The sequence below is a fragment of the Variovorax sp. RCC_210 genome (assembly GCF_041355175.1).
GTDB lineage: Bacteria > Pseudomonadota > Gammaproteobacteria > Burkholderiales > Burkholderiaceae_C > Variovorax.
Genome location: NZ_JBFUPJ010000018.1, coordinates 37,042 through 61,087, shown reverse-complemented (window position 1 = coordinate 61,087; position 24,046 = coordinate 37,042). Strand labels below are relative to the sequence as shown.

Genomic DNA, 24,046 nt, shown 5'->3' with positions numbered 1-24,046 from the left:
GCATGCGATGCAGGCGCTTCAGGCGTTGAAGTACCAGCGGATCGAGTGGAAGAAGATCGGCGCCGCGAAGCACAGCGCGTCGACGCGGTCCAGCAGCCCGTTGGCCCCCGTCACGCCCACGCCCTTCTTGCCCCAGTTGGGAATGCCGCGGTCGCGCTTGAGCGCCTTCATCACCAGGTGCCCCATCGAGCCCGCGATGCAGGCAATGACCGACACCGCCAGCGCCTGCCCGAACTTGAACGGCGTGATGAACGAGAACAGCGCGCCCACCAGGCTGGCCACCACGATGCCGATGCCCCAGCTGGTCCAGTTGAAGCTGCGGCTCACGTTGGGCGCGAAGGGCGTGCGCTGCATGCGGCGCGAGATCAGGTGCTGCACCAGCACCGAGGTCTGCACCACGAACACCAGGAAGAACACGAGGAACGCGCTCTTGCCCTCGTAGCCCGGAAAGCTCAGCAGCAGCAGCGCCGGCACGTGGCTCATGCCGTAGACGCAGACCATGATCCCCCACTGCAGCTTGGCGTTGCGCTCCAGGAAGTGGCTGGCGTCGTTCGACAGCGCGCTGGCCACCGGAATGGCCAGGAACACGTAGACCGGAATGAACACCGTGAACAGGTCGAAGCGCGCCGTGGCCACCAGCCAGAACTGGATCGGCAGCACCACGAAGAACGCGAGGATCAGGCTGCGGTGGTCGCCGCGCCGCGTGGGCGAGAGCGTGATGAACTCGCGCAGCGCGAAGAACGAGATCAGCGCGAACAGCACCGTGGCCACCGTCTCGCCCAGCGCCCAGCCGACCCAGAAGATCACCACCATGAACCAGGTGGTGCCCAGCAGGCCGCGAAAGTGCGCCAGCTCGGCTTGCCAGGCGGCGTCGTGCACGGGGTTGCGGCGCTCCCTGAACGACAGGAAGAAGGCCGTGGTGCTCACGATGACCAGCACGCCGAAGACGATGAGGAAGAGGGCCGCGACCTGGTGCGTCGGGCTGAGGTTGCGCAGGAACTGGTTCATGTCAGACGTCGCGCAAGGCGATCACGGCGGCGCGTGCGCGGTCGAGGAAAGGCCGGCGCTCTTCGCCTTCTTCCACGCGCAGCGGCGCGCCGAAAGTGACGGAGCAAAGAATGGGCACGGGCACGATCTCGCCCTTGGGCATGACGCGCTGCACGTTGTCGATCCAGGCCGGCACCAGCACCACCTCGGGAAACATCGTGGCTAGCGCGTACAGGCCCGACTTGAACTTCTGCGGCTCGCCGGTGTGGCCGCGCGTGCCTTCGGGAAAGATGATGATCGAGTCGCCGCTGCGCAGGGCCTCGATGAGCGGGGCCAGCGGGTCGGTGGCGGGCGGCGTCTCGGGCTGGGTGGCTGCCGGTGGTGCTTCAGGTGCGGGCGAAAGTGGTGGCGGTGGCGGTGGCGGTGGCGCAGGAAGGTCGAGTTGCCCCTGCACTTCGTTCATGACCTCCACGGACGCGTCGGCGAAGGGCAGCGACATGGGGAGCAGCGGCTCCATCGACGGCTCGATGCGCTCGGCGGGCGACGCTGCGGCGGCGCGTGATGCCGTCGGTGCCGGTGTCGGTGCCGGTGCCGGAACATCCGCCGGAGCTACTGAAGCACTTGGAGCCACCGGCACGACGGGCGCCGTCGCCGCGCGCTCCACGTACACCGCGTTGAACACCTCCGTCGTGATCCATCGCTTGAACGGCGTGTTGGCCCAGTAGTCGCGCGCCGCGATGGGCCGCGTGATGCTGCGCAATTCCTCGGGCAGCGCGGCCCAGATCATCACGAGGTCGGCGTGGCTCTGGTGGTTGGCGAAATAGATGCGTTGCTCGGCCTTCGGCGGACACCCGTACCAGCGCGCTTGCGCGCCCGTGAGCAACCGGACGATTCCCAACAACAACCAACCTGTGAGCTTAGCCAGCATATGGGCGCGATGATACGGGCCATGCGATGGCGTTTCGATCCTCTTTCCCTGGCGTGGGCGGTGGCCCTTTTTGTCCTGCTCGTGCTGCTGGCCACCGTCGGCGCGCGATGGGGCTGGGTGCGCAGCTTCTTCGGCGACGTGCTCGCCGTGGTGTGGGTGTACTTCGTGTTCAAGACGGCGATCGGCGCGCGCGCGTGGCCGCTGGCGCTGGCCGCGCTGGGCGTGGGGTGCGCGGTCGAACTCGGGCAGTACCTGGCGTCGGCGTGGCACCTGCGCATTCCGAATCGCGCGCTGCGCATCGTGCTCGGCAGCACGGCCGACTGGTGGGACGTGGTGGCCTACGTGATCGGCTTCGCAGCGGTGCTGGCGCTCGAAGCCCTGCGCAACGCAGTTCGGTCGCTCAGGGAGGCCAAGGCGATCAAGGCAGTTCGGCCGAAGACATCCGCGCCATGACGGTCGAGGCGCGCCCGCTCAGGTAGGGCGAGCCGGGCCGGCGTTCGAAGAACTTGGGGCTCGGCAGCATCACCGCGAGGCGCGCGGCCTCGTTCGCGCTCAGGCGCGCCGCGGGCTTCCTGAAGTAGTACTGCGACGCGGCTTCCGCGCCGAACACACCCTCGCCCCACTCGACGTTGTTGAGATACAGCTCCAGGATGCGCTGCTTGCCGAGGAACACCTCGAGCAGCGTGGCGAGCACCAGCTCCTGGCCCTTGCGCAGCATGGTGCGTTCGCCCGACAGCAGCAGGTTCTTGGCCAGCTGCTGCGTGATGGTCGAGCCGCCGCGCAGGCGCACCGGCTGCACCGGCTTGCCGCGCGCCACCGCGCGTGCGGCGCGCTTGGCGGCCAGTTCCTCGGCCTTGGCGTTGCGCTGGCGCGCACGCTCGATGGCTTCCCACTCCACGCCGTTGTGGTCGACAAAGCCCGCGTCCTCGCTCGCGATGACGGCGCGCTTGAGCGTGTCGTTGATCTGCCCGTAGGGCACCCATTGCTGCCGCCAGCCGCCTTCGCTGCCCTGGTGGATGGCGATCTGCCAGGCCTCGGAGCGCTGGAAGGCCGTGCTCTGCGGATCGACCACGGCCATGGCCGCGATGCGCACCACGAAGAACAGCTCCAGGGCCACGCCCGCCACCACGAGGCAGGCGATCAGGCGCAGCACGGCTTTCATGCGGCGGGGTGCTTGGCCGCGGCCAGCGCCGCAAGCTCGGCGCGAATCTCCGCCAGCACCTGCGCCGAAGGCGGGCGCACGCCGCGCCAGATCTCGAAGGCTTCGGCCGCCTGCTCGACCAGCATGCCCAGCCCGTCGCGCGCCGTGGCGCCGTGCGCCTCGGCCCAGGCCATGAAGCCGGCGGCCGCGGGGCCGTACATCATGTCGACCGCCAGCCCGCCCGGGCGCAGCACGCTCGCGTTCACGGGCACGGCATCGCCGGCGAGGCTGGAGGCGGTAGCGTTCACCACCACGTCGAAGCTGCCCGGCACCTCGTCGAGTGCCCAGGCCTCGAGCGCGGCGCCGTGGCGCAGCGCGATGGCCGCATGCCGGCGCACCAGCTCGACGGCCTTGCCCACCGTGCGGTTGGCCACCACCACGCGCGAGGCGCCCGCGTCGAGCAGCGGGCCCAGCACGCCGGCCGCCGCGCCGCCCGCGCCGATCAGCAGCAGCGCCTTGCCCTGCAGCGGCACCGCCGCGTTGCGCTCGATGTCGTTCACCAGGCCGATGCCGTCGGTGTTGTCCGCGTGGATGCCGCCGTCGTCCGCGAAGCGCAGCGTGTTCACCGCCTGCGCGAGCGTGGCGCGCTCGCTGGTGTGCTGCGCCAGCGCGGCGGCGTCGAACTTGAAAGGCACGGTCACGTTGCAGCCGCGCGCGGTGTCGCCGCGCTCGGCGGCTTCATGGCGAAAGGCGGCGATGTGCTCGGCGAAGGCGCCCAGCGGCACCAGCCGCCGGCCATAGTCCATCTGCTGGCCGCAGAGTTCGGCAAAGCGCGCGTGGATGCGCGGCGAGCGGCTGTGCTCGACGGGGTTGCCCATTACGCAGTACAGGTCCATGGCCTTGTGTCTCCGCTGCCGCCGGTGGCGTGCTCTTGTGGTGTGGGGGGCTTACTGGGACGAGAGCTCGATGGTCTCGTCGCGCGTGAACTTGAAGCGCGACTGCAGCACGATCTGGTCGGTCTGCTTGCGCATGGCGTCGGTGAACTTGCCGAAGTTGCCCACGCTGCGCACGATGGCCTGCGCGCGCCGGTCGAGCGTGACGTCGCCCGAGCTCTCGTCGACGGCGGTGTCGAGCACCTTGCCGTCGAAGTTGATGGTGATGGTCATCTTCAGCTCGCCGTAGAGCTTCTTGCCGGCGGCCGTGGGAAAGTTCTCGGTGCCCTTCAGCTCGATGCGCCGGCGCAGCGAATCGACGTAGAGGGCGTACGCGGCCTCGCGCGTGGCGGGGCTCAGGTAGCGCTTCTTGGGGCGCGCGTTTTCCTCGTTCACGCGGCGCTCGATCTCGGCGACCAGGTTCACCATCTGGCGGCGCTTTTCCTCGCGCGCGGCGGCCTCGGTGGGCTCGCCCGCGCTGCGCGGGTCGGGCACCGGCATGGCGGCCAGCTCGCGCTTGATCTGCGCGAGCATCTGCATCTGCTGGGCCTGCAGCGCCTCGACCTGGCGGCGCGATTCCTCGAAGGAGTCGCCCATGGTGGTGAAGCTCGACGGCGGCAGCGGGCTGGTGGCGCGGCCCTTGTCGAGGTCGCCGCCGCCGGCGAGCGAGGTCTGCGCCATCACGCGCGCGTTCGCGTCGGGCTTGTCGTTGGTCTTGCTGTTGACCAGGATGACTGCGAGCGGCGTTTCGCTGAAGACCTTGTTGAACGATTCGGGATCGACGAAGCGCACCGCGAGCAGCGCGGCGTGCGCAATGACCGACACGCCCAGGGCAATCTGCAGCGTGCTGAGGTCCTTGAAGTTCATTCTCGAAATTCCTCCAGGGGGCGCACTTCGCCGGACGATCCGCCGGCGTTCATGCAGCGGTGTTTTCCGGCGCGGCCTCGCTGTCTGTCAGGTCGACGGCGATGGCGATCGGGCCGGCCACCACTTCTTCGTCGTCCTCGGCGCTGTCTTCGCCGGCGCCCTCGTCACCCTCGCCAGGCTTCGGCGTGTCGAGGCGTTCGAGCACCGTGCCGGTCACGTCGAGCGCGATCTCGTCGATTTCGCCGAGCTTCACGCGCAGGCGCGCACCGCGCTCCTGCTGGCCGGCCACGGGGAACACCAGCGGCAGCGTCTCGGCCCGCACCAGCGCGCCGTTGGGCAGGTCCTTGATGACGGTGGCCTCCAGTTCGGTGATGCCCTGCTGCTGCAGGTACTTCAGCGTCCAGAAGCGTTCCATGCCGCCCTGGTAGGCGTTGTACGTGGCGTAGGCCGCGTCGAAGCCCGAGAGGATGGAGAACAGGTCGGCATCCTTCGGCTTGAAGGGGGCGGCCAGCGCGGCGGTCTTGCCGTGGCGCGCGGCGGCAATGATCTGCCACTGGTTCACCAGGTCGGTGTAGCGGCGCAGGGGCGAGGTGCTCCAGGCGTAGCTCTTCACGCCCAGGCCCGCGTGCGGCAGCGCGCGCGTGCCCATGCGCACCTTGATGCCGGGCGCCAGGCTGGCCTGGCTGCGGTAGAGGCCGGGCACGCCGAGTTCGCCGAGCCAGCTGCCCCAGGTGCTGTTGGCCAGGATCATGGCCTCGGACACGATCAGGTCGAGCGGCGCGCCGCGCTGGCGCGTGCTGATCTGCACCTGCTCGTTGCCCACGGGCTCGTTGCCGTCGTTGCCGACGAGGCGGAAGTTGTAGTCGGGCCGGTTGAAGTTCTCGGGCTTGCCGCGCACCACTTCGCGCTGCGCCTTCAGCTGCTTGGCCAGGCGGAACAGGAAGGAGAGCGGCGCGCGCAGCTGCGCGGCGGCGTCGGGCGTGTTCTCGCCCTGGAACGCGGCGTCTTCGAGCCAGGGCTGCGTGACGACGGCGTCGAGCTGGTCGTGGCGCAGGTTGGCCACGATGGGCACGCGCTCCAGCCGGGTCTCGGTGCCCTGCAGCTCCAGCGTGGCTTCGTCGAAGCGCGCGTAGAGCGACACGGCCGGGCGGTCGCCGCCTTCGAGCAGCGTGTAGGTGTTGACCACCTCGTCGGGCAGCATCGTGATCTTGTAGCCCGGCATGTAGACGGTCGACATGCGCGCGCGCGCCACGTTGTCGATGGCGCTGCCGGGCGTGAGCGCCAGGGCCGGCGCCGCGATGTGGACGCCGACCGTGACGGTGCCGCTGCCCAGGCCCTGCACCGAGAGCGCATCGTCGATTTCTGTGGTCTGCGAATCGTCGATGGAGAAGGCCTGCACGCCGGCGGCCACGGGTAGCTCGTCGGCGATGGCGGGTGCCGCGAGCGCTGGGAAGCCGGTGCCCTTGGGGAAGTTCTCGAACAGGAAGCGCCGCCAGTGGAACTGGTAGGGCGAATCGATGGCGCCGGCGCGCTCCAGCAGGTCGAGCGGCGGGCGTTGCGTGGCGCGCGAGGCGTCGACCACGGCCTTGTACTCGGGGGCGTTCTTGTCGGGCTTGAACAGGATCTTGTAGAGCTGCTCGCGAATCGGCGGCGGGCACACGCCCTCGGCCAGTTGCCCGGCCCATTCGACGATCTGCGCCTGCACGGCCTTCTTCTTCTCGATGGCGGCCAGCGCCTGCTGCACGATTTCGGCCGGCGCCTTCTTGAAGCGCCCCTTGCCCGCGCGGCGGAAGTAGTGCGGTGCCTCGAACAGGGCGAACAGCGCGGCGGCCTGCTGCGCGAGCGACGGCTTGTCGCTGAAATAGTCGGCCGCCAGGTCGGCGAAGCCGAATTCGCCCTCGTCCGCGAATTCCCAGGCGAGGTCGAGGTCCATGCCGGCGGCGAGCGTGCGCGCCTCGGCGATCAGCTCGGCGGGGGAGGGCTTTTCGAACCGCAACACGATGTTGGCGCCCTTGACCTTCACGCGCTTGCCCGTGTCGAGCTCGACTTGCGCCGACGATTCGGCCTCCGACAGCACGCGGCCGCCGAGGTACTTGCCGGCTTCTTCAAACAATACAAACATGGGCGGGATTCTCCCACGCAGGAGGGGCTCGCCCGGGCCCGGCCGCGTTCAGACCGGGTTGATGAACGCCATCACGTCGTCGAGGTGGGCTTTTTCGAAATCGGACAGCGCGTGGTCGCTGCCCTCGAGCAGCTTGATGTTGCTGTCGGGGTAGCGCGCGGACATTTCGTGCCAGTCGAGCGCCTCGTCGCCCTTGGCGATGATGGCGAACACGCGCTCGGGCCGCGTGAGCTGGCCGACTTCCATGGCGCGCAGCTCGTGGATGTATTCGGGGCGAAAGTAGAAGTGCTCCGACGGGTCGTGCCACACGGTCTGGTCGCCGATGTAGCGCGTGAGGTCGCGCGCGGGGTGCACGGCGGGGTTCAGCAGCACGGCGCGGCAGCGCGTCATGCCGGCCACGTAGGTGGCGTAGAAGCCGCCGAGCGACGAGCCGACCACCGCCATCGACTTGCGCGGCCAGTGCGCGATGCCCTTCATCACCATGTCGATGGCGTCGTGCGGCGACGGCGGCAGCTGCGGGCACCACCAGTGGAGGTCCGGATGGCGTTGCGCCACGCGCTGCGCCATGAGCCGCGCCTTGGTGGAGCGGGGCGACGAGCGAAAGCCGTGCAGGTACAACAGGTGAGTGGTTTGCGGATCCATGCGAGGAAAAAACGGTGGGTGCCGAGGTTGCACCCCACTTGCCGGAAGCGGGTAATTCTGCATGAGGTCTGTTCTCGCGAGGCCGCTTCCAACGTACAAAAACCCCGCTGTCCGGGGTTCTTCGGTAAAGACCTGGCGTGCCGGTGCCAGGGGTGCTCAGGCATCCCGCGCACACCCCGTGGAGTGTTGCTGCGCGCAAGGAATTCAAAAGTATTCAGCCCGCAGCCATGGAAGCTTTGAATGGTCTACGTTCGGACTACTTCAGTTGCATGAACGCTGGCATGGGAGAGGTACCGCTGCGTTGTTCACGTGGCTGAAAGCGGCGCAAGTGTCGTGGCGGGCAGTGTTGCGTGCATCCCATGAACGGGGGAGTCTTGCCCGGATTTTCGACAGGCCGCGCGCCTTATGCTTCCGCCCATGAACACAGAGGCTCAGCACGACGCGACGCCACGCCGCTGGGGCGTGCTCGTCGTCGAGGACGACAGTCGCGCGCGCACCTTCTTCGAGGCGAGCGTGCAGCGCAGCCCGCGGCTGTACTGGCTCGGCAGCGCCGGCACGGTGCAGGAGGCGCTGGCCTGGCTGGCGCGCACCACCACCATTCCCGACGTGCTGCTGGTCGACCTGGGCATGCCCGACGGCACCGGGCTGGACGTGATCCGCGACGCGGTCACGCGCTTTCCCGGCTGCGAGCCGCTGGTGGTGTCGGTCTTCGGCGACGAGGAGAACGTGCTGGCCAGCATCGAGGCCGGTGCCGTCGGCTACATCCACAAGGACGCAGCGCCCGAGGACATCGCGCAGACCATCGTGGAGATGAAGGCCGGCGCCTCGCCGATCTCGCCCATGATCGCGCGGCGGGTGCTGGCCAAGTACCGCAGCCTGCAGTCGGCGGCGGTGCCGGGCGTGACCTCCGGGAGCGCGGGTGGTTCGAGTGGAACCGGTGGCGCCGCGCCCGAGGCGGCGTCCGAGGAGTCCGACCGCGGCCTGCTGTCGGCGCGCGAGCACGAGGTGCTCACGCTCATCGCGCGCGGCTTCTCCTATGCGGAAATCGCGCGGCTCAAGGGGCTGAGCGTGCACACGGTGCAGACCCACATCAAGAACCTCTACGGCAAGCTCGCGGTGCACTCCAAGAGCGAAGCGGTCTTCGAGGCGACGCGGCTGGGCCTGCTGTCACACCCGGGCTGACGCCAGATGCGGCCGAGGCGGCTGTCGCTGCTTGCGCTATGGCTGGCGATGCTGCTGGCGGGGTGGTCGGGGCTGTGCGGGCTGTCGGCTTCGGCGGCGGTGGCAGCCGAAGCGCCCATTGAACTGCGCCACGGCACCGTGACCACCTCGGTCGACGGCGTCTTGCGCACCGAGCCGGTCGAGCTTTCCTACCACTGGGACCGGAGGCACCACGGGCGCCCCGGCATGGCGAGCTTCGAGCTGCCGTTCCGGCTCGACGCCGCGCCCGAAACGCCGTGGGGCATCTTCATTCCGCGCGTGGGCAACGTCTTCGAGGTGCAGCTCAACGACGCGTTGCTGCAGGTCTATGGCGACCTTTCGAAGGGCAATGGCGCCGACTACGCCAAGGCGCCCATCTATGTGCCGGTGCCCGGGCGGCTGCTGCGCCAGGGCGACAACCGGCTGCAGATCCGGCTGCGCGCGGACAGCGCCCGGCGCGCGGGCCTGTCGCCCGTGGTCATCGGCCCGGCGGCGCCGGTGCGCACCGAGCTGTTCGAAAGCGCATACGCCTGGCGCTTCACCGGCTCGGTGCTGCTGACCGCCTTCAGCCTGGTCGTGGGCGGCATCGCGATGGGGCTGTGGCTGACGCAGGTCGACGCGCAAGGGCAGGGCCGGGGCGGGGCCCGGCGCGACGGCATCTACCTGTGGGTGGCGCTGGCCGAGTTCTGCTGGGCCGCGCGCGTGGCCGACAGCGCGATCGCCGAGCCGCCGCTCACCTGGGGCGCCTGGGGCGTGCTGATGGCGGCCTGCTACGCGGGCTGGGCGGCGTCGGCCATGATGTTCTGCTTTCACCTGTCGGGCTGGGCGCGCAACCCGCGCCTGCAGTGGCTGCGCTGGCCGCTGTGCGCCATGGTGGCCGGCACGGTGCTGGCGAGTTCGCTGGCGCTGCAGCGCGACGAGCCGCTGTGGCTCACCGGCTGGCTCGCGGTCGAGATCGTGTTCGTCGCCGGCTTCGTGGGCGCCTTCGTCGTGGCCACGGTGCGCAGGCCGAACACCGAGCAGTGGCTGGTGGCGGGCGCGGCGCTGGTGTCGGTGGCCTTCGGCGTGCGCGACTGGCTGGTGATTCGCCTGAGCGACGCCTACGGGGAAACGACCTGGGTGCGCTATTCGTCGGTGTTCTTCGGCGTGGCGCTGCTGCTGATCGTGCTGCGGCGCTTTCATACCGCCACCGTGCAGGCGCGCGGCTGGGTCACGGCACTGGCCGACCGCGTGACCCAGCGCGAGCGCGAGCTGGCCGCCACCTACGCCGAGCTCGAGGCGGCGGCGCGCGACCAGGCGCGCACCCACGAGCGCGAGCGCATCCTGCGCGACATGCACGACGGCGTGGGCTCGCACATCAGCTCGGCCATTCGCCAGCTGCAGTCGGGCCAGACCAGCTCGGGCGACCTGCTGCGCACGCTGCGCGACTCGCTCGACCAGCTCAAGCTGTCGATCGACTCCATCCACCTGCCGCCGGGCGATGTCGGCGCCTTGCTCGCGGCGGCGCGCTACCGGCTGGAACCGCGGCTGGCGGCGGCGGGCATCGCGCTCGAATGGGCCGTGGCCGAGCTGGCGCCGGTGGCGCGCCTCGACGCGCAGGCCATGCGCCAGCTGCAGTTTTTACTTTTCGAGGCGATTTCCAACGTGCTGCAGCACGCCCAGGCCAGCGTGCTGCGCATCGAGGCCGACATGCGCGGCCGCTCGCTGGTGTTGCGCGTGATCGACAACGGCAGGGGCTTCGACGCCGCGCACCCGCCGCGGGCGCTGGCCGAGCGCGCGGGGGCCATCGGCGCGGCGCTGGCGCTCGAAAGCCGACCTGGGCGCACGGTCGTTCAGCTGGTTTTCGATTGAGGCAGGCGGCGGGGCGCGGATAATCCGCCCCCATGTCTGCCGTGTTCAATCAGCCCTCCCTGGCGCGTCGCATCGCGCCCATCTTCCAGGGCTTCGACGGCTTTCTGGCCTTCGCCGTGCTGCTGCTCGCGTTCGCCGGGTTGCTGACCATGTATTCCTCGGGGTACGACCACGGCTCGCGTTTCATCGACCACGGCCGCAACATGCTGCTGGCCGGCTTCATCATGTTCGTGGTGGCGCAGGTGCCGCCGCAGCGGCTCATGGTGGCCGCCGTGCCGCTGTATTCCATGGGCGTGGCGCTGCTGGTGGCGGTGGCGCTGTTCGGCATCACCAAGAAGGGCGCGCAGCGCTGGATCAACCTGGGCGTGGTGATCCAGCCCAGCGAAATCCTGAAGATCGCCATGCCGCTGATGCTGGCGTGGTGGTTCCAGCGGCGCGAAGGGCAATTGCGGCCGCTCGATTTCGTGGTGGCCACGGTGCTGCTGGCGGTGCCGGTCGGGCTCATCATGAAGCAGCCCGACCTGGGCACCTCGCTGCTGGTGCTGGCGGCCGGGCTGGCGGTGATCTTCTTTGCCGGGCTGCCCTGGAAGCTGATCGTGCCGCCAGTGGTGATCGGCGCGGTGGCCATCACGCTGATCGTGGGGTTCGAGTCGCAGCTGTGCGCCGACGGCGTCGACTGGCGCGTGCTGCACGACTACCAGAAGCAGCGCGTGTGCACGCTGCTCGACCCGAGCAAAGACCCGCTGGGCAAGGGCTTTCACATCATCCAGGGAATGATCGCCATCGGCTCGGGCGGCGTGGGCGGCAAGGGCTTCATGCAGGGCACGCAGACGCACCTCGAGTTCATTCCCGAGCGCACCACCGACTTCATCTTCGCCGCCTATTCCGAGGAATTCGGCCTGGTGGGCAACCTGGCGCTGATCGCGTCGTTCATCCTGCTGATCTTTCGCGGCCTGACCATCGCGGCCAACGCGACCACGCTGTTCTCGCGGCTGCTGGCGGGCGCGGTCACCATGATCTTCTTCACCTACGCCTTCGTGAACATGGGCATGGTGAGCGGCATCCTGCCGGTGGTGGGGGTGCCGCTGCCGTTCATCAGCTATGGCGGCACGGCCATGGTGACGCTGGGGCTGGGGCTGGGCATCCTGATGTCGATCGCGCGGGCGAGGAAGCTGGCGCAGAACTGACGCCGCGGTGAACACCGCAGGGCCCGCCTTGCCAGGCCGCGGTGTTGCCCCCGGCGGGGGGAAGGCGAAAGCGGCACGAAGTGCGCGCCGGCCCTGGGGGCGAGCAATAATCTGGCAATGATCTCCCGCGAACCCACCATCGAGCGCCTCGCCACGGCGCAACAGCTCCTTCTCACGCCGTTCGGCCTCGACGAATCGCACCTGAGCAAGGCCCTGGCCGAGATCACCTCGCACAAGGTGGACGACGCCGACCTCTACTTCCAGTACACGCGCAGCGAAGGCTGGAGCCTCGAAGAGGGCATCGTCAAGACCGGCAGCTTCAGCATCGACCAGGGCGTCGGCGTGCGCGCTGTCAGTGGCGAGAAGACCGCCTTCGCTTACTCGGACGACATCTCGGAGGCCTCGCTGCTCGACGCGGCGCGCACCGTGCGTTCCATTTCCTCCGCTGGCCGCACCGGCCGCGTGAAGACGCCCGCGCGCAAGATCGCGTCGAGCCGCTCGCTTTATGACGGCGTCGACCCCATTGCCACGCTCGACAGCACCGCCAAGGTGAAGCTGCTCGAAAAGGTCGAGAAGCTGGCCCGCTCGCGCGACCCGCGCGTGGCGCAGGTGATGGCCGGCCTCGCCAGCGAGTACGACGTGGTGCTGGTGGCCCGTGCCGACGGCACGCTGGCCGCCGACGTGCGCCCGCTGGTGCGCCTGTCGGTCACCGTGATCGCCGAGCAGAACGGCCGCCGCGAAATCGGCTCCGGCGGCGGCGGCGGTCGCTTCGGCCTGGCGTATTTCACCGACGAGCAGATCGCCGAATACGTCGACCACGCCGTGAAGGCCGCGCTGACCAACCTCGACGCGCGTCCGGCACCGGCCGGCGAAATGACCGTGGTGCTCGGCTCGGGCTGGCCCGGCATCCTGCTGCACGAGGCCATCGGCCACGGGCTGGAAGGCGACTTCAACCGCAAGGGCTCCAGCGCGTTCTCGGGCCGCATCGGCCAGCGCGTGGCCGCCAAAGGCGTGACCGTGCTCGACGACGGCACCATCGCCGACCGCCGCGGCTCGCTGAACGTGGACGATGAAGGCAACGCCAGCCAGCGCAACGTGCTGATCGAGGACGGCATCCTGAAGGGCTACATCCAGGACTCGATGAACGCGCGCCTCATGAAGGTCAAGCCCACGGGCAACGGCCGCCGCGAGAGCTACGCGCATGTGCCGATGCCGCGCATGACCAACACCTACATGCTCGGCGGCGACAAGGACCCGAAGGAAATCGTCGCCAGCATCAAGAAGGGCCTGTACGCCACCAACTTCGGCGGCGGGCAGGTCGACATCACGAGCGGCAAGTTCGTGTTCTCGGCCAGCGAGGCCTACTGGGTCGAGAACGGCAAGATCCAGTACCCGGTGAAGGGCGCGACCATCGTGGGCAATGGCCCCGACGCGCTCACCCGCGTGACCATGATCGGCGACGACATGGCGCTGGACACCGGCGTGGGCACCTGCGGCAAGGAAGGCCAGAGCGTGCCGGTGGGCGTGGGCCAGCCGACGCTGCGCATCGACGGCCTGACGGTGGGCGGCACGGCCTGAACCTGCCGAAGCAGGCCTGAACGGCCTTGTTAAGCTGCGCTCCTTCGTTTTTCAAACAAGGAGCGTTTCGATGAGGATCAGGATCAATTCGTCCGCGGCTTTGCTGGCCGCGACCGCCGTCGTGGCACTGGCCACCGTGGGTTGCGCGTCGCGCGGCGGTTCGGGTGGCAGCCAGCCCGCGGCGGCCCCCACGGCTGCAGCACCCGCAACATCGGCTCGTGGCGGCGCCAAGGCCGGAATGGACGCGCAAGGCAACGTGGTCGACTCGTCGAAGATCGAGGCCGGCAGCGGCCGCACCGTGAAGGGCCTGAATGGCTACGAAGGCGAAATCACCGGCAACCCGGCGCGCAACAGCAAGTTCACGAAGCTGCAGATCGGCATGAGCGCCAGGCAGGTCACCGACCTCGCGGGCCAGCCCACCGACCAGGGCGCTTACGTGACCGGCAAGGCCTTCATCCCGTTCTATTTCGGCAGCGACCGGCACCGCTTCGAGATGACCTACAAGGGCCAGGGCCGCCTGATCTTCGCGGGTGGCGGCATGGGCGACTACTCCGCCGGCAACCTGATCTGGATCATTCACAACCCCAACGAATCGGGTTACCGATAAGAACAACGAACGCCCGGCCCCCGCGCCGGGTTTTCTTTTTCCGTGCTACATTCCGCCCACATGTCCGCCCTCCGCGCTTACTTTTTTGCCTACTTTTGGTTCCCGGTTTCCGGCGGACGAGAGGCGAGCGCGTAAAGCAAACGAACACCCTCCCAAAACCGCCGGTGGCCTCCAAGCCCCCGGCGGTTTTTTTATGCCCTGACGATATCCACTCCAACAAGGAAGCACCCATGAGCACGAACACTGCCCCCGCCAGCGACAGCTGGTATGCGAGCGTCGAAAAAACCAGCAAGACCGACGACGAACGCATCAAGGACATCAACGTGCTACCCCCTCCCGAACACCTGATCCGCTTCTTCCCGATTCGCGGCACGCCCGTGGAGACGCTGATCGAGGGCACGCGCCGCAGCATCCACAACATCATGGCGGGCAAGGACGATCGGCTGCTGGTGATCATGGGACCGTGCTCCATCCACGACCCGGCCGCGGCGCTCGACTACGCCCGCCGCCTGAAGGTCGAGCGCGAGAAGTACGCCGGCACGCTGGAAATCGTCATGCGCGTGTACTTCGAGAAGCCGCGCACCACGGTCGGCTGGAAAGGTCTCATCAACGACCCGTACCTGGACGAGAGCTTCCGCATCGACGAAGGCCTGCGCATCGCGCGCCAGTTGCTGATCGACATCAACCGGCTCGGGCTGCCGGCGGGCAGCGAGTTCCTCGACGTGATCTCGCCGCAGTACATCGGCGACCTGATTTCCTGGGGCGCCATCGGTGCGCGCACCACCGAGAGCCAGGTGCACCGCGAGCTGGCCTCGGGGTTGTCGGCGCCCATCGGCTTCAAGAACGGCACCGACGGCAACATCCGCATCGCCACCGACGCCATCCAGGCGGCGGCGCGCGGCCACCACTTTCTTTCGGTGCACAAGAACGGCCAGGTCGCGATCGTGCAGACCAACGGCAACCCCGACTGCCACGTGATCCTGCGCGGCGGCAAGGCGCCCAACTACGACGCCGCCAGCGTCGAGGCCGCCTGCAAGGACCTCGAAGCCGCCAAGCTGCCGCCCACGCTGATGGTCGACTGCAGCCACGCCAACAGCTCCAAGCAGCACCAGAAGCAGATCGACGTGGCGAAGGACATCGCGGGCCAGATCGCCGGGGGCTCGAACCGCGTGTTCGGCGTGATGGTCGAAAGCCACCTGCAGGCCGGCGCCCAGAAGTTCACCCCGGGCAAGGACCAGCTGTCGGGCCTCGAGTACGGCAAGAGCATCACCGATGCGTGCATCGGCTGGGACGACTCGGTGCAGGTGCTCGACACGCTGTCGCAGGCCGTCAAGCGGCGCCGCGGCTGAAGGGGGCTGCTCTTAGGCTGCTCTTATCTAGAGCATGCGCGCCAGGTCGGGCCAGTGGTGCCGCATCGACGCAGCCTCGTCGCTGCCGGGCGGCACCATCGAGAAATCCGCGAAGTCGAAGCCCGGCCCGACCATGCACGCGACCAGCGTGTAGTCGCCGGAGGTGTGGCCCTGTATGGGTTCGGCCGCCTGCCACTGGCCGGCGGGCACCACATGCTGGGGGCGGGTGCCGTGGACATCGACCGGGCCCAGGCGCACATGGGCCGGCGCGGTGCGCATGGCGGCGTCGCAGGTCCACAGGGCCAGCGGCACGCCTTCCAGGTGAACCCAGACTTCGTCCGACAGCACCCGGTGCCAGCGCGAATGCTGGCCCGCCTCGAGCAGGAAGTAGATGCTGGTCAGCGCGCTGCGCTGCGAGCGGCCGTCGCCCGGCGTGACGCTCGCGGCCGAGCGGAACACCTCGCTGTACCAGCCGCCTTCGGGGTGGGGCTGCAGCTTCAGGGTGTCGATCAGTTCGCGTGCGCGCATGCGGCTCATGATGCCGCCGGGCCGCGCAGCGCCGCAAGCAGTTTGTCGTGCACGCCGCCGAAGCCGCCGTTGCTCATGCAGACGATGTGGTCGCCGGGCCGGGCGGCCGCGACGATCTGCGCCAGAAGCGGCTCGATGGCGCTCGCCACCTGCGCGCGTTCGCCCATCGGCGCGAGCGCCGCGGCGGCATCCCAATCGAGCCCGGCCGTGTGGCAGAACGACAGGTCGGCCGCTTCCAGGCTCCAGGGCAGTTGTGCCGCCATGACGCCCAGCTTCATCGTGTTGCTGCGCGGCTCGAAGGCCGCGAGGATGCGCTCACTTTGCTTGCCTGCCGCGTCCAGCTTGCTGCGCAGGCCGTCGAGCGTGGTGCGGATGGCCGTCGGGTGGTGGGCGAAGTCGTCGTACACCGTGATGGCGCCGCCCGCGCGCTCGACTGTGCCGCGCAGTTCCATGCGTCGGCGCACATTGCGGAAGCTGCCCAGTGCGCGCGCCGCTTCGGCCGGCGCCACGCCCACATGGTCGGCCGCAGCAATGGCCGCGAGCGCGTTCATCTGGTTGTGCAGGCCCGAGAGTTCCCAATCGACACGGCCCGCGATTTCGCCGCGCCGGAGCACGTCGAAGGCGTCGTGCGAGCCGCGCGCCTGCCATTCCGTGTTCGCACCGCCGTCGCCGAAGCGCGCCAGTTCGCTCCAGCAGCCTTGCGCCAGGACGCGCTGCAGGCTGTCTTCGGTCGCGTTCACCACCAGCCGCCCGGTGCTTGGCACGGTGCGCACCAGGTGATGGAACTGGCGCTCGATGGCGGCAAGATCGTCGAAGATGTCCGCGTGATCGAACTCCAGGTTGTTCAATATCGCGGTGCGGGGCCTGTAGTGAACGAACTTGCTGCGCTTGTCGAAGAAGGCCGTGTCGTACTCGTCGGCCTCGATCACGAACGCCGGGCCGCCGCCGAGCCGGGCCGACACGCCGAAGTCCAGCGGCACGCCGCCCACCAGGAAGCCGGGCGCCTTGCCGCCTTTTTCCAGCACCCAGGCCAGCATCGAAGTGGTCGTGGTCTTGCCGTGCGTGCCGGCCACGGCCAGCACATGGCGGCCCAGCAGCACGTGCTCGGCCAGCCATTGCGGGCCGCTGGTGTAGGGCTTGCCGGCGTCGAGGATGGCTTCCATCAGCGGAAACTTGGGGCTGCCGTCGGCCAGCCGGGCTCGCGACACCACGTTGCCGACCACGAACATGTCCGGAGAAAGCGAGAGCTGGTCGGCGCCGAAGCCTTCGATCAGCTCGATGCCGAGGGCGCGCAGCTGGTCGCTCATGGGCGGGTACACGCCGGCGTCGCAGCCCGTGACCCGGTGGCCTGCCTCGCGCGCCAAGGCGGCCACGCCACCCATGAACGTGCCGCAGATACCCAGAATATGAATGTGCATCGGTCGATTCTAGGGAAGCGACTTGTGCGTCCCGAATGAGCGCGCCGGGTTTGTCCTGCATGCCGTACTGATGTTGGTGTGAGGGACGCCTTCCGCGGGCAAAATGCCGCGATGGACACGTCCAAGCGTGAAATTGCCGCCTCTGCAGCCCGCCTCGTTGTCGAGGAGGGACTGGAATACGGCCCGGCCAAGCGCCGGGCACTGCGCGACCTGGGGCTGTCGGCGCGCACCGCGCTGCCGAACAACGACGAAGTGGAGGCCGAGGTGCGCGAATACATCGCGCTCTTCTGCGCGGACACCCAGCCGAAGGAGCTGCACGCATTGCGCATGCTCGCGCTCGAATGGATGGAGCGCATGGCGGTCTTTCGCCCCTACGTGGGCGGGGCCGTGTGGCACGGTACGGCCACCCGTTTGTCAGACATTTATATTCAATTGTTCTGCGATGATTCGAAATCGGCCGAAATCGCGCTGATCGACCACCATGTGGACTACGAACCGCGCATGGTTTCCGGGTTCCACGGCGAGCAGGTCGAGGCCTTGAGCGTGCATGCGCCGAGCCGCGCGCTGGGCGAGGAAATCGGCGTGCATCTGTTGGTGTACGACCTCGACGACCTGCGTGGCGCGCTGAAGCCCGATGCGCAAGGGCGTACGCCGCGAGGCGACCTGAACGCGCTGCGCAGACTGATTGAACGAGAAAAGGACAAGTGAATGACTTCTTCGCCTACCCGTCGCGGCATGCTCTATGCCGGCGTGGCGGCTGCGGCCGCGGCCGCCGGCCTGGGAGGCGCGTGGTGGAAGGAGCGCGGTAGCGGCGCAGGCGGCGAGGTGCTCGATGCGGCCTTCTGGGCCCAGAGCTTCGAACGGCCGGAGGGCGGTGACCTGGTTCTGTCGAGCCTGCGAGGCAAGCCGCTGCTCCTCAACTTCTGGGCTACATGGTGCCCCCCGTGCGTCGAAGAAATGCCGATGATCGACGCCTTTTTTCGCGAACATAGTGGCAACGGCTGGCAAGTAGTCGGATTGGCCATCGATCAGCCCAGCGCCGTGCGCAAGTTCCTGCAGCGCACACCTGTCACCTACCCGACCGGCCTGGCCGGGTTGCAAGGGACGGAACTGGTCAAGAACCTGGGCAATACCGGGGGTGGATTGCCCTTCACGCTGGTCCTGAATGGCAGCGGTTCCGTGGCGGCTCGTAAAATGGGCAAGCTCGAACCGGCCGACCTGGACACTTGGCGGCGTGAACTTGTTCATGGTTAGAATCGGCCCCCTTCCGCTGGCGTTGAACGCCAAACGCCGAAAATCAACGATTTTCGAACAAGTTATGTCCTGAAGACCGGCTAAGCCGGCACTGGAGTCCCATGGATCTGCGCAAACTCAAGACACTGATCGATTTGGTGTCCGAATCGAATATTTCCGAACTGGAAATCACCGAGACCGAAGGCAAGGTCCGCATCGTCAAGGGTGGCGGTGCCGCCCCCGTGCAGTACGTTCAAACCCTGGCACCCCAGGCAGCCGCACCCGCCGCTGTCCCTGGTGCCGCCGCAGCGCCCGCCGCGCCGGTCGCCGAAGCCGCGCCGACCGGCCATGCCGTGAAATCGCCGATGGTCGGCACCTTCTACCGCTCGTCCAGCCCCGGCGCCGCCGCGTTCGTCGAAATCGGCAGCAAGGTGAACGAGGGCGACACGCTCTGCATCATCGAGGCGATGAAGATCCTCAACGAAATCGAAGCCGACAAGTCGGGCACCGTCACCCAGATCCTCGGCGAAAACGGCCAGGCGGTCGAATACGGACAGCCGCTGTTCATCATCGAGTGACCATGTTCAAGAAGATCCTGGTTGCAAACCGGGGGGAAATTGCCCTCCGGATCCAGCGCGCCTGCAGCGAGCTCGGCATCAAGGCCGTGATGGTGTATTCCGAGGCCGACCGCGACGCCAAGTACATCAAGCTGGCCGAAGAGGCCGTCTGCATCGGCCCGGCCCCTTCGGCGCTGAGCTACCTCAACATGCCGGCGATCATTTCCGCCGCCGAGGTGACGGACGCCGAAGCCATCCACCCCGGCTACGGTTTCCTCAGCGAGAACGCGAACTTCGCCGAACGCGTGGAGCAGAGCGGTTTCCAGTTCATCGGCCCGACGCCCGACAACATCCGCACGATGGGCGACAAGGTGTCGGCCAAGCAGGCCATGATCAAGGCCGGCGTGCCTTGCGTGCCCGGCTCCGAGGGTGAGCTCTCGGACGACGCCGCCACCAACAAGCGCATTGCCCGCGCCATCGGCTACCCGGTCATCATCAAGGCGGCAGGTGGCGGCGGTGGCCGCGGCATGCGCGTGGTGCACACCGAGGCGGCGCTGGTCAACGCGATCCAGATGACCAAGGCGGAGGCCGGCGCGGCCTTCAGCAATCCGGCCGTGTACATGGAGAAGTACCTCCAGAACCCGCGCCACATCGAGATCCAGATCCTCGCGGACAAGCACAAGAACGCCGTGTACCTGGGCGAGCGCGACTGCTCCATGCAGCGCCGCCACCAGAAGGTGATCGAGGAATCGCCGGCCCCCGGCATTCCGCGCAAGCTGATCGAGAAGATCGGCGAGCGTTGCGCCGCTGCCTGCAAGAAGATCGGCTACCGCGGCGCCGGCACCTTCGAGTTCCTGTATGAGAACGGCGAGTTCTACTTCATCGAGATGAACACGCGCGTGCAGGTGGAGCACCCGGTGACGGAGTTCACCACGGGCATCGACATCGTCAAGACGCAGATCATGGTCGCGGCCGGCGAGAAACTGCCGTTCACGCAGCGCCAGATCCAGATGCACGGCCACGCCATCGAGGTGCGCATCAACGCCGAAGACGCGTGGAAGTTCACGCCGTCGCCGGGCCGGATCACCATGTGGCACCCGCCGGGCGGCCCTGGCGTGCGCGTCGACTCGCATGCGTACACCAACTACTTCGTGCCGCCGAACTACGACTCGATGATCGGCAAGATCATCGTCTACGGCGACACGCGCGAGCAGGCCATGGCCCGCATGCGCACGGCGCTGAACGAGACCGTGATCGAAGGCATCCAGACCAACATCCCGCTGCACCGCGAGCTGATGGTCGACAGCAAGTTCATGACCGGCGGCACCAACATCCACTATCTCGAAGAGTGGCTGGCTGCGCACAAGCGCTGATTCGGGAAGCCCGCGATGTTTGAACTCCGCTTGATGGCGCCGGAAGACCGGGTCGAAATGCTCAGCGATGCGCTCGACGCCCTCGATGCGCTCAGCGTGTCGGTGGAAGACGCCGACGCGCAGACCGACGCCGAGCAGGCGCTGTTCGGCGAGCCCGGCATGCCGCCGCCCAAGGACGGCTGGCAGCGTTCGCGCGTGATCGCGCTGTTCGCCGACGAGGCGCTCGCGAAGGAGGCCGCGTCGGTGCTCGCGCTGCAGGACTTCTTCGAAGGCTGCGAGGTGCTCGGCATCGCGTCCGTTCCCGAGCAGGACTGGGTGCGGCTCACGCAGTCGCAGTTCGCGCCGGTCGAGATCACGCCCGAGTTCTGGATCGTGCCCACGTGGCACGAACCGCCCGAGCAGGCCGTGCAGGTGATCCGGCTCGACCCGGGCCTGGCCTTCGGCACGGGCACGCATCCCACCACGCGCATGTGCCTGCGCTGGATCGCAACCCGGGGCACGCTGGGCGACCAGCGCGTGCTCGACTACGGCTGCGGCTCCGGCATCCTGGCCATCGGCGCGGCCAAGTTCGGCGCCGCCGACATCGACGCGGTCGACATCGACGAAGCGGCGGTCTCCTCGACCGTGCTCAACGCCGAGGCCAACGGCGTGCAATTGAAGGCCGGCTTGCCCGAAGCTGCCAAGGGCACGTATGACACCGTGCTGGCCAACATCCTGGCCACGCCGCTCAAGGTGCTGGCACCGCTGCTGCGCAGCCATGTGAAGGCCGGCGGTTCGCTGGTGCTGGCCGGCATCCTCGAGCGCCAGGCCGACGAGTTGAAAGAAGCGTACGCACCCTATGCCGCGCTCGAAGTCAGCGACACCGAGGACGGCTGGATTCTCATGACCGCGCGCTGCTGAGTTGCCGGGGAGGCGCGCGGGCGGCCATGGGCGAGGCTTCGCGCCTTGCGTGCTTCTCGCGCCCCTCACACCCCTCACACGGCGGGGGCCCAACCCTACAATCGCCCGGTCATGAGCCTCGTCACGCGCTGCCCCGCCTGCACCACCACCTTCAAGGTGGTGCGCGACCAGCTTCGCATCTCCGACGGATGGGTGCGCTGCGGTCGATGCAGCCATGTGTTCGACGCCACGCTCGACCTGCATGAAGCGCCCGACGGCGCGTCGCCGCCCACGCAGGGCGGCTACATGCCGGGGCTGGTCGGCGCGGCCGCCGAGCCCAAGGTGCAAGTGCAGGTGCAGCCACCTTCGGCGCCTGAAGCTGCATCGCCACCTCCGCTTCCATCGTCACCGCCAGTTGCGTCGCCTTCCGAACCCGAGCTGCCCCAACCGCAGTCGGAGGACGCGGACTTCTTCGATGAAGAGCCAGAGCCCTCCCTGGTCGATGCGCCGCTGGAAACGCGAACCCCCGAGCGCACCGAGCCCGCCGACGCCGACGCCGCCGCGCCCGCGGCACCCGAAGCGCTCCCCGCTTTCTCGCTCACCTTGCCCGACCACGGCATCGCCGCCGACGAGCCTTGGTCCGACCTCGATGTTTCCGAACCCGATTGGCGCCCGCCGCCGAGCACGCTGCCTCCGTTCCCGAACATCGACCTGAACCTGGCGTCGCCGCCCCCCGCAGCGCGGCCATCGCCGCCTCCGCCCCTGCCGTTCACACCGCGCGTCTTGAAGACACGCGCGCTCATCGAGCGCGCGAGCGACGACGGGGAAGGGGAGCGCGAGCAGGAAGAAAAAGACCACGACCAGGTGCAGATGCAGAAGGCGCTGCGCCGGTCGCGCGCCAAGTCGGCCAAGATCGCGGGCGCCAAGGCCCGCGAGGAGCGCGCCGCCGCCGCCAAGGCCGCCGAAGCCTCGGTGGTGCAGGTCGCCAGTGAGCCCGACTACTCGCTGTCGGCCGCCTTCGAGCCGCCGCTGGGGCATCCCTTCGCCGATGAGGAAGAGATTGCGGAACCCTCGTCGCCCGGCTTCTGGCAGCGCAGGAGCGTGCGCGTGGTGCTCATTGTTCTCGCGGTGCTGGCCGTGCTGTTGCTCGTGCTGCAGGTGCTGCGCCATGAGCGCGACGGCATCGCCGCGCGGCAACCCAACCTGCGACCCGCGCTGGCCGCGCTGTGCCAGTACACGGGCTGCGAGCTCGCTGCGCTGCGCCAGATCGGCGACATCGTGATCGAGGGCGCGGCCTTCGCGCGCGAGAAGAGCGGTGCCAACGACTACCGGCTGAGCTTCACCCTGCGCAACGGTGCCGCCGTGCCGCTCGCGATGCCGGCCGTCGAGCTGTCGCTGCTCGACACGCAGGAGCGCGCCGTGGTGCGCCGCGTGCTCACGCCGGCGGACTACGGCGCCCCGGCGGTGCTGCAGGCGCGCGCGGACCGCGCCGCCTCGTTGCCGCTGAGCCTCTCGGCTTCGGAAGCCGCGGCACTGCCGCCCATCGCGGGCTACCGCGTCGAAGCCTTCTATCCCTGAACACGGCGCCTGCGCGCGCCGTGCCTTCGTTCTTCATTCATCCACCTCCAACCAACGGCACACCATGGCAGCAGTGATTTGCGGTTCCCTCGCGTTCGACACCATCATGACTTTCGAGGGCCGGTTCGCCGACCAGATCCTTCCGGACCAGCTGCACATCCTCAATGTGTCGTTCCTGGTGCCGACGCTTCGGCGCGACTTCGGCGGCTGCGCCGGCAACATCGCCTACAGCCTCAACGCGCTCGGTGGCACCGCGCTGCCGATGGCCACGCTGGGCAACGACGGCGCCCCTTACGTGGAGCGCATGCGCTCGCTGGGCATCGACACCGCGTTCGTGCGCCAGCTCGACGACACCTACACCGCGCAGGCGATGATCATGAGCGACGTCGACAACAACCAGATCACCGCCTTCCACCCCGGCGCGATGCAGCAGGCGCACGTCACGAAGGTGGTCGCACGCGAGGACATCAAGCTCGGCATCGTCGCGCCCGATGGCCGCGAGGCCATGCTGCAGCACGCCGAGCAGTTCGCCGCCGCCGACATTCCCTTCGTGTTCGATCCGGGCCAGGGCCTGCCGATGTTCGACGGCGAGGCGCTGCGCCACTTCGTCGAGCTCGCGAGCTGGGTGGTGGTGAACGACTACGAAGGCAAGATGCTTTCGCAGCGCACCGGCTGGAGCCTGGCCGAGATCTCGCAACGCGTGCGCGGCCTTGTGGTCACGCTGGCGGCCGAGGGCTGCGAGGTGTGGGTCAACGGCGAGCGCGAGCATGTGCCCGGCGTGGTGGCCACCGAGGTGGTCGAGCCCACGGGCTGCGGCGACGCATGGCGCGGCGCGCTGCTGTTCGGCCTGGAAAAGGGTTGGTCGCTCGCGCAGTGCGCGGCGTTGGGCAACAAGGTCGGCGCGATCAAGATCGCGCAACGCGGGCCGCAGAACTACGAGATCGATCGCAAGGCGCTGGGGCTCTGATCGGTTTCATATCGGGCCGGTTCGCCGGCTTGCGCTTGACGCGGCGCCCGCTCGACGGACCCCCATGAAAAAAGCCCGACACCGTGAGGTGCCGGGCTTTTGCGCTTTCAAGGCTGCTGAGA

Annotated in this window: 23 protein-coding genes; 14 read left to right on the top strand and 9 right to left on the bottom strand. The window is 68.4% G+C overall.

The features are described 5' to 3' along the window. Positions 1-18 precede the first annotated feature (18 nt). Both AB6807_RS34075 and AB6807_RS34070 read right to left on the bottom strand, forming a co-directional pair. Positions 19-1,008 carry a phosphatidate cytidylyltransferase gene (locus tag AB6807_RS34075; RefSeq protein WP_116910557.1) on the bottom strand — a complete coding sequence of 330 codons (990 nt, stop codon included), beginning with the start codon at positions 1,006-1,008 and terminating at the stop codon, positions 19-21. Position 1,009: 1 nt separating this feature from the next. Further along, positions 1,010-1,915 (bottom strand): lysophospholipid acyltransferase family protein, encoded by a 906-nt coding sequence (locus AB6807_RS34070; protein WP_371088014.1) that lies wholly within the window; start codon positions 1,913-1,915, stop codon positions 1,010-1,012. Between the two features lie 9 nt (positions 1,916-1,924). Between AB6807_RS34070 and AB6807_RS34065 the strand changes: the two genes are divergently transcribed. Continuing rightward, positions 1,925-2,368, top strand: a complete 444-nt coding sequence (locus AB6807_RS34065; protein WP_371088013.1) for a DUF2809 domain-containing protein — start codon at positions 1,925-1,927, stop codon at positions 2,366-2,368. On the opposite strand, the gene mtgA is transcribed toward AB6807_RS34065, so the two are convergent. From mtgA to AB6807_RS34040, 5 genes are read right to left on the bottom strand one after another with little or no spacing between them, the layout of a single operon-like run. After that, on the bottom strand, positions 2,334-3,077 hold the full coding sequence (gene mtgA / locus AB6807_RS34060) for a monofunctional biosynthetic peptidoglycan transglycosylase (protein WP_286517987.1): 744 nt from the start codon (positions 3,075-3,077) through the stop codon (positions 2,334-2,336). The genes AB6807_RS34065 and mtgA overlap by 35 nt on opposite strands. Continuing rightward, a complete protein-coding gene (aroE, locus tag AB6807_RS34055; protein WP_371088012.1) occupies positions 3,074-3,952 on the bottom strand; it encodes a shikimate dehydrogenase in 879 nt (292 codons plus the stop codon). The genes mtgA and aroE overlap by 4 nt, the downstream gene beginning before the upstream one ends. Positions 3,953-4,003: 51 nt before the next feature. Next, positions 4,004-4,855, bottom strand: coding sequence for an energy transducer TonB (locus AB6807_RS34050; protein ID WP_371088011.1), 852 nt, complete (start codon positions 4,853-4,855; stop codon positions 4,004-4,006). A 49-nt stretch (positions 4,856-4,904) separates the two neighbouring features. After that, the gene (locus tag AB6807_RS34045; RefSeq protein WP_371088010.1) at positions 4,905-6,977 is read right to left on the bottom strand and encodes a ribonuclease catalytic domain-containing protein; all 2,073 of its coding nucleotides are present in this window, start codon (positions 6,975-6,977) and stop codon (positions 4,905-4,907) included. 48 nt (positions 6,978-7,025) lie between these two features. Next, a complete protein-coding gene (locus AB6807_RS34040; protein ID WP_116910551.1) occupies positions 7,026-7,619 on the bottom strand; it encodes a YqiA/YcfP family alpha/beta fold hydrolase in 594 nt (197 codons plus the stop codon). Between the two features lie 405 nt (positions 7,620-8,024). On the opposite strand from AB6807_RS34040, the gene AB6807_RS34035 reads away from it, so the two are divergent. From AB6807_RS34035 to AB6807_RS34010, 6 genes are all read left to right on the top strand, one after another. Next, positions 8,025-8,801 carry a response regulator gene (locus AB6807_RS34035; protein ID WP_371088009.1) on the top strand — a complete coding sequence of 259 codons (777 nt, stop codon included), beginning with the start codon at positions 8,025-8,027 and terminating at the stop codon, positions 8,799-8,801. A gap of 6 nt (positions 8,802-8,807) precedes the next feature. Continuing rightward, entirely contained in the window at positions 8,808-10,670 is a 1,863-nt protein-coding gene (locus tag AB6807_RS34030; RefSeq protein ID WP_371088008.1) for a sensor histidine kinase, read from the top strand. A 32-nt stretch (positions 10,671-10,702) separates the two neighbouring features. Then, complete coding sequence (gene rodA / locus AB6807_RS34025; RefSeq protein ID WP_116910548.1) at positions 10,703-11,857, top strand: rod shape-determining protein RodA; 1,155 nt, start codon at positions 10,703-10,705, stop codon at positions 11,855-11,857. 117 nt (positions 11,858-11,974) lie between these two features. Next, positions 11,975-13,435 carry a metalloprotease TldD gene (tldD, locus tag AB6807_RS34020; RefSeq protein ID WP_116910547.1) on the top strand — a complete coding sequence of 487 codons (1,461 nt, stop codon included), beginning with the start codon at positions 11,975-11,977 and terminating at the stop codon, positions 13,433-13,435. Positions 13,436-13,505: 70 nt separating this feature from the next. Then, positions 13,506-14,042: a hypothetical protein gene (locus tag AB6807_RS34015; protein WP_371088007.1), complete on the top strand. Its 537-nt coding sequence runs from the start codon at positions 13,506-13,508 to the stop codon at positions 14,040-14,042. 230 nt (positions 14,043-14,272) lie between these two features. Further along, entirely contained in the window at positions 14,273-15,391 is a 1,119-nt protein-coding gene (locus AB6807_RS34010; protein WP_116910545.1) for a 3-deoxy-7-phosphoheptulonate synthase, read from the top strand. 27 nt (positions 15,392-15,418) lie between these two features. Here AB6807_RS34010 and AB6807_RS34005 read toward each other — a convergent pair whose 3' ends face one another. Both AB6807_RS34005 and mpl read right to left on the bottom strand, forming a co-directional pair. Continuing rightward, entirely contained in the window at positions 15,419-15,928 is a 510-nt protein-coding gene (locus AB6807_RS34005) for a cupin domain-containing protein (protein WP_371088006.1), read from the bottom strand. Further along, on the bottom strand, positions 15,925-17,337 hold the full coding sequence (gene mpl, locus AB6807_RS34000; protein ID WP_371088005.1) for a UDP-N-acetylmuramate:L-alanyl-gamma-D-glutamyl-meso-diaminopimelate ligase: 1,413 nt from the start codon (positions 17,335-17,337) through the stop codon (positions 15,925-15,927). The genes AB6807_RS34005 and mpl overlap by 4 nt, the downstream gene beginning before the upstream one ends. Positions 17,338-17,448: 111 nt before the next feature. On the opposite strand from mpl, the gene AB6807_RS33995 reads away from it, so the two are divergent. The 7 genes from AB6807_RS33995 to AB6807_RS33965 all read left to right on the top strand — a co-directional run bounded on the left by AB6807_RS33995 (position 17,449) and on the right by AB6807_RS33965 (position 23,924). Continuing rightward, positions 17,449-18,045, top strand: coding sequence for a hypothetical protein (locus AB6807_RS33995; RefSeq protein WP_116910542.1), 597 nt, complete (start codon positions 17,449-17,451; stop codon positions 18,043-18,045). Further along, positions 18,046-18,591: a TlpA family protein disulfide reductase gene (locus AB6807_RS33990; RefSeq protein WP_371088004.1), complete on the top strand. Its 546-nt coding sequence runs from the start codon at positions 18,046-18,048 to the stop codon at positions 18,589-18,591. A gap of 101 nt (positions 18,592-18,692) precedes the next feature. After that, entirely contained in the window at positions 18,693-19,148 is a 456-nt protein-coding gene (accB, locus tag AB6807_RS33985; protein ID WP_371088003.1) for an acetyl-CoA carboxylase biotin carboxyl carrier protein, read from the top strand. Between the two features lie 2 nt (positions 19,149-19,150). After that, the gene (accC, locus tag AB6807_RS33980) at positions 19,151-20,500 is read left to right on the top strand and encodes an acetyl-CoA carboxylase biotin carboxylase subunit (RefSeq protein ID WP_116910539.1); all 1,350 of its coding nucleotides are present in this window, start codon (positions 19,151-19,153) and stop codon (positions 20,498-20,500) included. Between the two features lie 15 nt (positions 20,501-20,515). Beyond that, positions 20,516-21,400, top strand: a complete 885-nt coding sequence (gene prmA, locus AB6807_RS33975; RefSeq protein ID WP_371088002.1) for a 50S ribosomal protein L11 methyltransferase — start codon at positions 20,516-20,518, stop codon at positions 21,398-21,400. Between the two features lie 111 nt (positions 21,401-21,511). Further along, positions 21,512-22,957 carry a zinc-ribbon and DUF3426 domain-containing protein gene (locus tag AB6807_RS33970; RefSeq protein ID WP_371088001.1) on the top strand — a complete coding sequence of 482 codons (1,446 nt, stop codon included), beginning with the start codon at positions 21,512-21,514 and terminating at the stop codon, positions 22,955-22,957. 64 nt (positions 22,958-23,021) lie between these two features. After that, a complete protein-coding gene (locus tag AB6807_RS33965) occupies positions 23,022-23,924 on the top strand; it encodes a carbohydrate kinase family protein (RefSeq protein ID WP_371088000.1) in 903 nt (300 codons plus the stop codon). Positions 23,925-24,046 lie beyond the last annotated feature (122 nt).